7 protein-coding genes are annotated in these 13723 nt (G+C 43.0%); 4 read left to right on the forward strand and 3 right to left on the reverse strand.

What is annotated here, in order from left to right; all coding sequences use genetic code 11:
- Positions 1–79: 79 nt before the first annotated feature.
- From R8P61_01430 to R8P61_01440, 3 genes are all read right to left on the reverse strand, one after another.
- Positions 80–784: a hypothetical protein gene (locus tag R8P61_01430; GenBank protein MDW3645708.1), complete on the reverse strand. Its 705-nt coding sequence runs from the start codon at positions 782–784 to the stop codon at positions 80–82.
- 206 nt (positions 785–990) lie between these two features.
- Positions 991–1875, reverse strand: coding sequence for an EamA family transporter (locus R8P61_01435; protein MDW3645709.1), 885 nt, complete (start codon positions 1873–1875; stop codon positions 991–993).
- A 31-nt stretch (positions 1876–1906) separates the two neighbouring features.
- On the reverse strand, positions 1907–4183 hold the full coding sequence (locus tag R8P61_01440; GenBank protein MDW3645710.1) for a molybdopterin cofactor-binding domain-containing protein: 2277 nt from the start codon (positions 4181–4183) through the stop codon (positions 1907–1909).
- A gap of 82 nt (positions 4184–4265) precedes the next feature.
- On the opposite strand from R8P61_01440, the gene R8P61_01445 reads away from it, so the two are divergent.
- The 4 genes from R8P61_01445 to R8P61_01460 all read left to right on the forward strand — a co-directional run bounded on the left by R8P61_01445 (position 4266) and on the right by R8P61_01460 (position 13719).
- Positions 4266–5999 (forward strand): DUF885 domain-containing protein, encoded by a 1734-nt coding sequence (locus R8P61_01445; GenBank protein MDW3645711.1) that lies wholly within the window; start codon positions 4266–4268, stop codon positions 5997–5999.
- 390 nt (positions 6000–6389) lie between these two features.
- Positions 6390–12161: an FG-GAP-like repeat-containing protein gene (locus R8P61_01450; protein MDW3645712.1), complete on the forward strand. Its 5772-nt coding sequence runs from the start codon at positions 6390–6392 to the stop codon at positions 12159–12161.
- Between the two features lie 137 nt (positions 12162–12298).
- On the forward strand, positions 12299–13339 hold the full coding sequence (locus tag R8P61_01455; protein ID MDW3645713.1) for an MBL fold metallo-hydrolase: 1041 nt from the start codon (positions 12299–12301) through the stop codon (positions 13337–13339).
- Between the two features lie 26 nt (positions 13340–13365).
- Complete coding sequence (locus R8P61_01460) at positions 13366–13719, forward strand: hypothetical protein (GenBank protein MDW3645714.1); 354 nt, start codon at positions 13366–13368, stop codon at positions 13717–13719.
- Positions 13720–13723: the final 4 nt, after the last annotated feature.

Raw genomic sequence — 13723 nt, forward strand, 5'->3', positions numbered from 1 at the left:
ATGAATAAATTAGTTGCTAAAAGGAAGGGGAAGGTGGTATCCATCCAATTCTGCTGAATACGACTTTCCCCTTTTAGAATTATCTTCTCATATTATCGCCTCCTATGGGCATGTTATAAGCAAAACTTACAGCATTGTTTTTATTGAGCCCAAGCCAAAAGTTGCTGTCAGATACAGATATATCCGGATTGTCTACAGACGTCCTTCTATTCCATCCGATTCCGGCAAGGCTGGTTTCTGCACTTATAAATGAACCGTTTTTCAAACGATAAGCTACTCCAACATCAAAGTTGACACCTACGTTTAAGAGATTATCCTTATTGCTTGTTTGCCCATCAAACTCGCTGGAAGATCTTCCAAATCCGATCGGAAGACTCAAGCCTGCTCGCATATCGACGTTTTCGCTGAAATTGCAAACGCGATCAATATGCGGACTAACCGTAACTTGTGTAACATTGCTGGAGAAACTTTCATTGCTGAAACCGGTATAGTGCAAGGCCGCATCTATACCTCCTACCAATTGTTTGTTCTTCGCTGTTCTGTTTCCAATGGGTACCTGATACCCACCTCCTAAACAAAAACGAAAATCTCCATTTCTGACATAACCGAGTCCTGCCTTGAGATTGTAGGCGTTTTGAGCATAAAACAAATCTGGATATTCAGAGGTGTCAGGCTTGGCATAATCGGGAGAAAAGAGTAGAGCAGTGGCATTGCTTTGAGCGAAGGCAGAAAAAGATCCGAGTGCCAAAGCAAGTAAACAAACTAACATTCTGTAGTGTGTCATGAAAAACATTTTAGGGTTAATTAAATGAATTAAAGCATCTTCATAGCTTTTCGTATGAGATCTGGGAGTTCATGGCAATTACAAGAGATTCAGGAAGGCTGCTAACCAGCTGTGTATCTATTAGAGCAAAAAGTCAAGCAGGAATGCGAATTATCTTTTTGTGCTTTAGTTAATATACGAATTGCAGAACTAATTTACACAGGCTTTTACTTTCTTAAGGCAAATACATTTCCTGCGAGTAGAATTACAATCCCTATAATGGGCATAAGACTTATTTTATAATCTTCGAAAATGATGGAGATCAGAATCGCAATTACGGGTACCACTACCAGGGCATATGCTGCTCGATCCGCACCAATTTTGCCGATTAGGGTAAGGTAAGCAGTGAATGCTACGATAGACCCTATGATAGAAAGATAGACCAGAGAAATGATATAGGAGGCTGAGGTGTCAAAAGTAGGAGGATTCCCACTGAGCAATGCCAGGCCAAACATGAATACCCCTCCGTACATCATGCCGATAGCGGTAGTGGGGATCACTGGCAAATCCTGTTTTTGATTGTAAGCAGAAGTAATGTTTCCCAGAGATGCCATGACAACTCCAGCCATACACAACAGAACTCCTAGTCCTGTTTTATCACCTGTCTCAACTTTGGCGAGTTCTGGCTGAAAAACGAGAAAGGTTCCGAGAAGCCCCAGGCTGGCGCCGATGAGGACCTGTTTTTTGATAGGGGTTTTGAGGAATATCCGTCCAAAGAGGACATTTAGGAAAATGACGAGGGAAAAAATGATGGCGACCAGGCCACTGGCTATATATTGTTCAGAATAGTACGTAAAGAGGTAGTTGAATCCAAAGAGGAAAAGGGCCTGGCTCAAAATCCATCTGTGTTGTTTTAGGCTAAATTTCAGGGAAATCTTCCTAAGCAGGCAATAGCTAATGAAAATTACTCCCGCCAGGATAAAGCGGTAGCTTACAGAGTAGATGGGGGGTACATTTCCCAATTGAAAGGTAATGGCATACCAGGTGGACCCCCAGATCATGGCCGGGATGGCGAAGAGGATGAGGTTGCTAGAAACAAGGGCTTTCTTCATCCCACAATGTTAGGCAAAAAGAGAGGAATTATCAGCCCATTTCCAGGGATGCTGGAAGATTTTTCACCCTTTGCCCTGTGGCCTTATAAATGGCATTGCAAATGGCTGGAATAACCGGTGGAACCGGAGGCTCTCCAACTCCCGTTGGTTTTTCATCACTTTCTACCAGGTGGACATGAACCTCTGAAGGAGCGTCCATCATCCTTGCTAATAGGTAATCATGGAAATTGCTTTGCTCGACAGCACCATTTTTTAAGGTAATCGCACTTTTCAATGCAATACTGGTCCCGAAAACGGCTCCTCCCTCAAATTGATTCCTGAGAGAATCCGGATTCACAACCGTTCCGCAATCCACCGCATAATGAATCTCTGGAATTTCAATATTTCCTTTATCATCGACTTTTACCTGAGCGACACAAGCCACATAGGTCAGGAAGCTTCTATGAACCGCAAAGCCCATCCCGCTTCCTTCAGGCAGCGTTTTGCCCCAGCCCGATTTTTCCTTGACCAATTTCACTACACCTGATAGTCTTTCTGTATTCCAGGGATAATCTTCCAGAGCTTCTCCATAGTTTTCGAAGCCTTCGAACATAGATTTTACATCAATGTTTCGACCTTTGCCGAGTAAGTCCAGGCTGTTTTCTATGGGATCCATTTCTCTGGCTTCTGCTATTTCGTCCATCATGGTGCAGATGGCAAATGCATGTTGAATATTGGAGACTGAACGTAGCCAGCCAATTCGTACCTGAGCTTCGGACTTTTGAGTTTCCAAACAAATGTTGGGAATCTCCAAAGGCAAATCAATGAATCCCAATCCTAGCTCACCAGGAGATGGTTCCGCAAGTTTGGGTACAGAAGTCCCTCCAATTGAAGGGAAAACGGTTCTGTGATGCCAGGCTTGAACCTGCTTGTTTTCATCCAAACCTACTTCGACATGCTGTACAGATAGCGCATGGTAAAAGTCATGGCGAATATCATCTTCGCGGCTCCAGATAAGTTTGATGGGGAAGCCGGTTTCTTTGGCAATCATGGCAGCTTCTACTACAAAATCCGGTTTGGACTTTCGCCCAAATCCTCCTCCGACAAGGGTAACATTTACTTTTACCTGATCCAACTCCAGGCCTAAAGCACCAGCTACTGCTCCACGAGCCCATTGCGGGTGTTGAGTCGGAGCCCATATCTCACAGAAATTCTTTGCAGAATCAAAATGAACCAGTGCACAAGGAGGTTCCATAGTTGCATGTGCGAGATGCGGAACGCGATAGGTAGATGAAAGTACCTGATCCGATTTGCGAAGGGCTTTTTTTACATTCCCTGATTCTCGCTGAATTGTACCTTTCTTGCGGCTTCGCTTTGCCATTGTATCCAAATAATCCTGAGAATCATAAGAGGTATTGCTACCAGAATCCCATTCAATATCCAAAGCCTTTCGGGCTTTCATGGCTGCCCAGGTATTATCAGCAATCACGACCACACCTCCTAAGGGTTTATCCAAACCTGTCGGAAAGCCGGGAGCTGGCATGGTATAAATTTTATAGACACCATCTACAGCTTTGGCGGCAGCATCATCCAGACTTTTTACGCCTATACCCGCAACCGGGCAGCGTTCTATCATCGCAATTTTCATCCCATCCATTTTTACATCCATACCATATTCGGCCTGACCCGATACGATATCCTGTAAATCCACGATAGGCATGTTTTTGCCAATGTATTTGAAATCTTTTTTATCCTTGAGTTTAATATCTTCCGCTTTGGGAATCTCCAGGGCTTTTGCTGCTTCTGCCAGCTTGGCAAAGCTGAGCTTTTTGCTACTTCCTGTATGCTTGACGAAATGATTTTCAGCCTGGCATTCTGAAACATCGACTTGCCACATATCGGCTGCGGCTTGCTCCAACATCATTCTGGCAGCTGCTCCCGCCTTTCTCATCGGCTCATAAAACATGCGGATACTGAATGAACCGTCGGTATTCTGATTGCCATACTTGTCTTCATCCCCTTCGGCCTGTACGATCTTTACCTTTTCCCAGTCTGCTTCCAACTCATCCGCCACAATCATAGGAAGGCTGGTACGGACTCCCTGCCCAAACTCTGATCTATGAGCTGTGATCAGGATTTCTCCCCGATTATTGATGTTGAGAAAAACATTAGGGGTAAAATCCACTATGGGACCCGTAAATTTCTCCTCTTCTTCACATCCCAAATGGAATCCGATCAATAGTCCGGTAGTAGCTAAGGAGCTAACTTTTAAGAAATCACGTCTTTTGACATGGGTGAGGGGAGTGGCAGTGAGTTTTCGTTTACGCATGATGTAGGCTTTAGTCTCTTACTTTCAAGTTAAAGAATGATGCAGTAAATTCCCATTTATGTCCCGGTTTAACGATCACTCAATGAAAACTACGCTACGAATCAATTTAAATAGCTTTCTCATCTTCCTGCTATCTGCATTTCTTGTTTTTCCCCTTGCGGGAGAAGCACAGGAGCGCTCGGAAGCTTTGCATAAAATCTTTCAGGCTGAACAGGATTTTCGGAAGGAGAGGAACAAAAAATGGAAGGAAGATTGGCCATATTATACAGAAGAATTTATTGTAGAGGAATTGTTGAATCTGACTATTTGGGAACAAGACTTGGCCAAGATCAATGTCAAAAGCCTAAATCAAAGTGACCAAATCAATTGGGAGCTCTTTCGACATACACTTGAGGATCGCATCTTTAATTTGAAATATCAGTCTTATCTCATGCCGCTGAATTCAGAGGGGGGATTCATAACGGGCATCTTATATAATATCCAGTCTCTCCGGCTAAGGAATACGGAGGCCCAGGAATCCTATCTGAGGAAGTTAGCAGCCTTGCCAGCCTATCTCGCACGTCAGCAGGCCTTATTGGAGGAAGGACTCGAAAAGAAAATCACTGTGCCGAAGATAATCGTGGAGAAATGCTTGAATATCATAGAAGGTTTTGCTGAAACTCCTGCCGATCAAAGTGTATTTGTGAAACCATTTGATGGTTTTGAAGCAGAAGATAATGGCTATTTGCGAGCCGTTGAACTGCTTGAGGCAGAGATTATTCCTGCCTATAAGAAGTTTTATGAATACGTAAAGGGGACTTATCTGAGAAAAACCCGGGAAAGTATAGCTGCCCGAGAACTCCCGGAGGGAGCTGCTTATTATGAGCAAAGGGTTCGGTTTTTTACTACCCTGGATATCAGCCCGGAAGAAGTTTTTGAGACGGGGCAGTCAGAAGTGGCCAGAATCAGGGGAGAAATGGAGGAAATCATAGAAGAACTTGATTTCGAAGGGAGTTTTGCGGACTTCCTGGAGTTTTTGAGAACTGACCCCCAGTTTTATCCTAAAAGCCCGGAAGAACTTTTGCATAAAGCCGCCTGGATATCCAAAAGAGCGGAGGCCTTCCTCCCTCGATATTTTGGCAATCTGCCTCGGATGCCTTTTACGGTAGAACCCGTTCCTGCTGCCATTGCCCCCAATTATACGGGAGGTAGATATTCAGAAGGAAATTATAAGACAGGTAAACCCGGAGCTTTTTGGGTGAATACCTATGCCCTCCATACACGACCTTTGTATGTTTTGCCTGCACTAGCGCTGCATGAAGGAGTGCCCGGACATCATACTCAAATTATGCTTTCCTCAGAAATCAAAGATGTTCCTGCCTTTAGAAGGAATACTTATTTGAGTGCTTTTGGTGAAGGCTGGGCCTTGTATGCCGAATATCTGGGGAAGGAAGCCGGAATCTATCAAACCCCTTATGAGCACTTTGGTCGACTGACCTATGAAATGTGGAGGGCATGCAGATTGGTGGTAGATGTAGGCATGCATTATAAAGGATGGACACGTCAAGAGGCCCTTGATTTTATGGCTGAAAATACGGCTCTATCCCTCCATGAAGTGGAAACGGAGATCGATCGTTATATTGGTTGGCCTGCTCAGGCAGTATCTTATAAAATGGGAGAAATCAGCATAAGAAAACTCCGAAAAGAAGCGGAGGAAGCCCTGGGAGAAAAATTTGATATCAGGGAGTTTCATGACGAGGTGCTAAAAAATGGCTCCATTCCTATGTTGAGCCTACAAAGAATTATTCGGAAATATATTGAACAGAAGCAAAAGTAATTGAATATGCTGTTAGTTATTCCGGAAAACCGGAATGAATTTTAAATCTCCTATCCAGCCCTCTATGTAAGAAATTATTTTACATCGCCTAATCCCTGAATGGCTTTTTTCCTTTGAAAGATGCGGGAAACCATCAAAAAACAGTCTTCCCAGACAAGAAAGACTTTATTGAATGATTGTTCAATTTATCCCTTTCCGAAAGCTCCTTATTTACCTAATGGTCAAAATTACCCCATTCAGCTAATATTTTACTACGGATAATGAGAATATATCGGAGTAAGGACAACCTGTACTTTGATTGAACACTTAGTTTATAAAGATATATAATTGTATGTTCGTTTAATTTAATGAGCGGATAGTACGGTTTTATGAATAAACAACAGTCGTTTAATGCATAGTATCTTTTATAATACCAAAATTCGAAGATCACGAGTAAAGCGAATAAACCCCCAGGTTTATTTTTTGCTTGTTCTGGGTATTTGCCTTTTGAGTACTTCTTTTTCTTTTGGACAATCAGGTCCGGGAGGAGTCAATTCAGATTTATTATTGTGGGTGCGCTCGGATAGTTCTTTATATTCTGATGCAGGGAGTACCGCAGCAAATCCCTCGGACAATATTCAGGAATGGCACGACAAAAGCTCAAATGGAAATCATTTGTATTCTTCTGGTAGTAGCAGGCCCGTCTGGGACTGGACCAATATGATCAACTACCAGCCAGTTGTAAAGATGGATGGGATCGATGACCTTCTCTATCGCTCAGATATCCTGGGAGGTAGCAATTCTGAGATCAACATTTTTGTGGTTGCTCATTGGGATGCATTAAATGATAATGCGGGATTTAAATTCACCACTTCCGAGCTGGCTGTAAAAAGATATCTCGCTCACTTTCCCTGGAACAATGGGAACTTCTACTGGGATGTGGGGGCCAACTTTGGTACCTATCGGGTATTTAGTTCCAGTATAGATACGGCTGGACCTTTTCTGTTAGGGCTTGAAAATTCTGTAAGCAATGGGCAACAATCTATCAGGCTGAAAGGGGCTGTGAGTAAGTCTGATTTAGATGGACATACCGTAACGACTGATACCTTATTAATAGGTGCGGATTATAGTAACAATGGAGATTTCCTTAATGCAAGGATCGCAGAAATCATTATTTATGATGCAGATCTTTCTACGGCTGATAAGGAGAAAGTAGAAACCTATCTGGCCTTGAAATATGGAATTCATATCGCGCATGATTTTGTGGCCAGTGATGGTACCTTGATCTGGGATGCCTCTCTTATGTCGACTTATCACAATGACATTAGTGGAATTGGAAGAGACGATAATGCAGGGCTTTACCAAAAACAATCCGGGCAAAATAATAATGAAGACATATTAAGCATAGGTCTGGGTTCAATTGCAGCTACAAATGCAGCAAATAGTAGTACCATTTCAGTTGATAAGACATTTTTCATGTGGGGGAATGATAATGATGATGGAAATGGAGTTATTGAAGAGACTACAAATGATCGGCCTGCGAATGTGGGCAAAAGACTGGATAGAGAATGGAAAATCCTGGAAGTAGGAAATCTGGGTGCTATGGATCTCTCTTTTGATTTAAACGGGCTGACTATCTCAGGTACGGATGTTTCGGATTTCAAACTTCTTGTCGATACCGATGGCGATGGCGATTTCACAGATGCAGGCTTGCTTGAAATTGATCCGACTAGCTACAGTGGCGGTATTCTTTTCTTTGATAATATCGATCTGGACAATGGAGATGTAATCACCCTTAAAACGGATGTTCCTACGATAAATTTAAGTATAGAACTGATGCAATCAACTTGTCAGGAAGCTTTGGCAGTTTACAATATCTTCCTGATCAATAATGATGGAGTTGAGGCTACAGGTCTGACTATATCGGCAACTTTGCCTACGGGTTTTAGTTTTTATGGGGACAGTATTGCCCTGGGCGGTTCATCTACTTTCGACTCAACTAGCCTCCCTGTTTATGGAGCTACGGGATTGATAAGCTGGAGTAATTTTAGTATCCCGGATCAGGATACAGTAGTATTGAATTTCAGTTCACTGGTCAATTCTGGTACAGCGGATGGTAATTATACCCTGAATGCAAGTGGAGGAGGTTCTGCTCAGTACTCACCCAGTCTTTTGAGTGGGGTAACTGCAGTAGGAGGTGCTAATTGTGTCGTTATTCCGGAATTTACCTGTGAACCAGCTTTCTATCAGACCTACAAGAAAAAGAATGGGGCTCCCAAATTTGCCAAGTTGAAACCGGCAGATGGAACCTATGAAGAAATAGCTGTTATAGATGCGATGGTAAATGGAATGGGCTATGATGTAAATACAGGCATTGCCTATGGCTCTTGTCAGAGTCGCTTTGTTAGCATGGATGAGGAGGGAGTCATACGGGATCTTGGATTGCCTCTTGCCAAAAACTCTTTCTGTGGAGACATGGATTTCAATGGATTCTGGTATGGGAAGGTTGGTGCGGATATGGTGAAGATCGATGTGAGTGGGCCAAGCATCGTTGCAACTTATAGTGGACAAGGTATCGCCGGATGGGATATGGCTTATAATACAGATGGAAATTTCTACGGAGTTCATAAAAGAACCTTGTACAAGTTTGACACGGGTACCAATACGAAATCTACGATAGGCTCCATCACAGGAGCGACCATTCCCAACAGTGGATACGGTGCACAATGGACCGGTACAGATGGTTATCTATACATTTCCAATAATAGCACGGGACAGATTTATCAGATCAATGTTACGACCCGCGAAGCAAAACTGGTAATGACTTCAACTTCCGGACTGAAATTGAATGATGGCTTTTCTTGCCCTCAGGACATCCCGGTTGTTTTTGACTATGATTATGGAGATAATATTGGTTTACCTCAAGCGAGAAGTCTTGCTTTCCGCCAGGAAATCGTAAAGGACAATGTGCCCGATTATGAAGCTTTCTGGTTAGGAGCTCAGGTAGCTGCAGATACTGTCGCTCTGGCAAACTCTGATGCCAGCTCTGATACCTATGATGACGGCTTGACCATACCTACTGCTTATGTTGCAGGGAGTACCATAGCCGTTGATATCAACCTCAATACCAATATGTCTAATAAGACCGTTTACTATGGTCTCTGGGTAGATTGGGATGGGGACTTCAGCTTTGATGATTTTTACAATGGAAGTCAGACCATCAGTGGTGCGAGCACAGAGACCGTAAATGTCAGTGTTCCTGCTGAATTTGGAGATGGCTCAGCCAGTTGGAGGGTCCGCGTGGCAGAAGAAGCTTTGGTACTAGCTGATGGGAGTGGAGATTTAGGATTAGGAGAAACAGAGGATTATGTATCCGCTCTCACAGTGAGTTATCCGGTTTGTAATACTTTTAGCCGTTCTTCAGGAACAGGTTTGGAAACGGAAACAGAAAATACCTGGGGTGCATCCTGGGTGGATTATGATGATGATGGAGATGATGACCTTTATGTAGCGGATTATGCACATTGGCAGGCAAGTCGTATGTACCAGAACAATGGTTTCGGCATCTTTTATAGTGTTGACATTGGACAGGCTACAACGCATACAGGTTCAAATGCAGGACCTGTCTGGGGAGATTATGACAATGACGGAGATATAGACCTCTATATGGCCAATAATATTCGAGCCTATAATCATCTTTATGAAAATGTAGCAGGGACCTTTGATTTAGCCGATACAACTGGTCAAGGATACGAAGGCTATTCGCATAGCGCATCCTTTATAGACTATGACAATGATGGCTATCTGGATATTTTTGCCACGGATTTATTTGAAACCCGTTTCAATCAGTTATTTCATAATGATCAGGATGGTACTTTCTCCACAGCTACAGGTAATCCCATCAATCGTGAAGTCAGCCCAACCCTAAATGGAGTTTGGGGAGATTATGACAATGATGGTCTGATGGATCTTTTTGTTGCCAATATGTGGGGGAATAATAATACCCTGTATCACAATGATGGTAATGGAAAATTTTCAGTCGCAAGTACTGGATTGATTTCAGCGGATGGGGGAAATTCACAGAGTGGTAGTTGGGTAGACTTTGATAATGACAGGGACCTGGATCTTTTCGTCTCCAATGCCAGCAATCAGGAAGATTTCCTCTATGTAAACGATGGAGATGGGACCTTTACCAAAAATACCAGCTCTATCATATCGACAGAGGCAGGTCATGCTATGGGTTCCGTCTGGGCAGATTTTGACAATGATGGAGATCAGGACCTTTATGTAGTACATGATAATGGAAATACCAATTCCTTGTTCTACAACTATGGGAGTGGAGGTTTTAACAAAGTGATTACCTCAGATCCTGCCACCGATACAGAAAACTCGGTTTCTCCTATGTTCTCGGACTTCGACAATGATGGCGACATTGACATCTTTGTTACCAACAGAAACGGAGAAAACAATGTCTTATATGTAAATGACGCGGCTTCCTGCGGAAATGCCTGGGTATGTATAAATCTGACAGGAAATGCTTCGAATAAAAGCGCTGTAGGCGCCCGTTTGGAACTCAAGGCTAATATCGATGGAGTGGATACCTGGCAGACAAGGCTTATCACTACCCGCTCGGGAGGAATCAGTGCTCAAAGTACGATGAAGGCCCACTTTGGACTGGGAGATGCTTCAAGTATAGATTCTTTGGTCATTTATTGGCCATCCGGAAATAAGCAGGTGATTACCAGTCTTAACCTCAATCAATGTAATGACATCAGTGAGACGCAGCCTTCTACGGTTACTTTCCACGCCTTTATAGATGCCAATGGAAACTGTAGCTATGATTCAGGTGAAAAGATGTTGCCTGATGTAAGTGGAGTCATTTCCGAAATCGGCTATAGAATTGCCACTCAGGATAATGGAACATTCACTGCTACGGTAGGGGTGGGTTCATATACCTTCACCGAAGATGCAGATGCGAGATACACACATACTTGTTATACAACACGTTCATTTTCTACGACCTCAGGGCAAAATACAGATGTATATCTGCCGCATGAAGAAGTCTGTAGTGATCCGGATGTATGGGTAGAATTGGCGAGTACGGCCAAGCGTAGAGGATTGAGAAATAAATACCAGATCGCCTATGGAAACAATGGAAGCACCAATGCTACAACTGTTGAAATAGCCGTGGATTTTGATGATTATCTCATTCCTTTATCAGCCAGTCCGGCCTGGTCCAGAACAGAAACGGGGAATGTTTATGTATGGGAATTTGCAAGTATAGATGCCTTTAGCTCGGGAATGATAAATGTTGTGGACTCGGTTTCAACTGCTGCCTTCCTCGGTTACAATACCTCGACATCTGCCTCTTTCAATGGCGTGAGTGCTGATTGTGATCTAAGTGATAATACTGATACGAATCAAGAGCTGGTTGTCGGACCGATTGATCCCAATGATTTGATCGTGATGCCTAAAAGAGATATTCGCAGAGGCGAAGAATTGATCTATAGGATTCGCTTTCAGAATGTAGGGACTTATCTGGCCGAAAATGTCTATCTCGTTGATACTTTATCCCAGTATCTCAATCCGGAATCTTTATCTATCCTCGGGGCCAGCCATTATTATGAAATGGAGTGGTTGGATGACAATGTGATCAAGTTCAATTTTGAATACATCATGCTACCCGATAGTGGAATCAATGAGCCGGAAAGTCATGGCTATGTAGAGTTCAAAATCCTTCCGCATAAATTCAGTCCTTCGGGCTCAGTAATTGAAAATCAGGCAGCTATTACCTTTGATCGGGAACGGCCTATCCTTACCAATATAACGTCTACTCGATTGCTGGATGTCCTGGTAATTGAAGAAGAAGAGGAGGAGGAAGAAGAAGATGGACCCCTAAGAGTTCCTGATTTGGGATCACAACTCCAGCAAGGGCCATTGGTCTCCGTCTATCCCAATCCGGGTGAGGGACGCTTCTTCCTGAAACTTTCGCATCTGGAAGAAAAGAACTACCAAATCCAGATCACCAATGACATAGGAATGCGGATTTACCATAAGAAGTTAAGAGCCTTTAGGGAGAGTTTGACTTTACCGTTTGATGCGGATAATTGGTCCTCGGGGATTTACAAAGTCATGCTAAGCTCAGACGATACCATAAGTAGTTTCAAGTTTGTAGTTAAATAAGACAAAGCAAAGTCATAGGACTAAGCTTAGAGAAATCGGCTCAGAAGGTAATTTCTGGGCCGTTTTCTTTTTATTTGAAATTTCCTGTGAATGAGTTGAGCCCTGATTTCCAATAAATCCATATATTGTTCTCTGACATGAGAAAACTACTACGCTACTCCTTTTTGGCCCTAGTCTTCCTGGGCCTATTGTCGGGAATTCTACTCTATAATAATCCCTACATCTTGCTTGATCCCTTTATTGAAAGACAGGCAGGAAGTAGTCCGTTTCGGAGCGAATTACTAGCGGAAGAAGAAGGAATCCGAATAATTACTATTGGTACAGCGGCCCCATTGCCCAGTGAACGGGCACAAAACAGTACAGCTGTTTTTGTGAATGGGCATTTTTTTGTTTTTGATGTGGGAGTGGGAGCTGTAGCCAATATGGAAAGATTTGGATTGCCCCTGAATGAGTTGGATGGAGTCTTTATTTCTCACTGGCATTCTGATCACTTTTTGGATCTCCCTTATTTGCTAAATCGCTCCTGGCAATTTGGCCGAAAAGGGGAACTGGCCTGTTATGGACCTACGGGAATAGACAGCATTTTCAAGGGGATCGAAAGTTTTCTTCATTTGGAGAATAAATATCGCATCGCACACCATGGACCTGAAACTATGGATCCCGCTTCGGCTTTGGGAAAGCCTCTTGAAATAGATACTGAGGGGAAGGATTCGAAAGTGATCTATGAGGAAGCGGGAATAAAAATCACCGCAATTTTGGTTGATCATGCTCCCATAGATCCTGCTTATGCTTTTAAAATTGAATATGCTGGAAAATCAGTCCTGATTAGTGGAGATACCAAAAGCAATGAAAATTTAAAGAAGCATGCGGAAGGGGTTGATATCCTTATTCATGAAGTGCTCCATATGGAAATGATACAGAAAATAGGCAAGGCAGTGGAGGAAAGTGGAAATGAGAGGAATGCGAAAATCCTGCAGGATGTTTTAGACTATCATACAAGCCCGGCTGAGGTGGCAAAGCTCGCTCAGGAAGCAGCTGTAAAAAAACTAATCTTTAGCCATATGGGGCCTGCACCAGATCTTTGGCTGATGAAAAGAGCCTACGAAAAAAGTGTGGATGGACTATTTGAAGGTCCCATTGTTTTTGCCAATGATGGAGATGAGTTTTTTATCCCTTAACATTGAAAACTACTTATAACTATACTATGACTATTCTAATTTTAGCAACCGCAATTATGGAGCTTCTGGCTGGGCTTGCGCTCTTTTTTGCTCCGGATAAAGTTCCGGATTTTAAAGAGGCTCCATCTTCTACAATTACCTGGGGAAAAATGTATGGAGCAGCTGCCTTTACTGCCGGCGTTTTCGCAATCCTGACCTACCTAAGTATGGACCCGGCAGTGATAAAAATATTCCTTCAGACCTTTATGGTCTTTCATGTATGGGTAGGTTTAGCTGCCTTATTAGGATATAAGAAAGGTGATTTTGCAAATCCCGGTATTGCTATCCTTCATGCAGTATTCGCAGTTATTACCATTTATTTCTATACAACTACCCTCTAGAGCC

Source organism: Bacteroidia bacterium (genome assembly GCA_033391075.1).
GTDB lineage: Bacteria > Bacteroidota > Bacteroidia > J057 > J057 > JAWPMV01.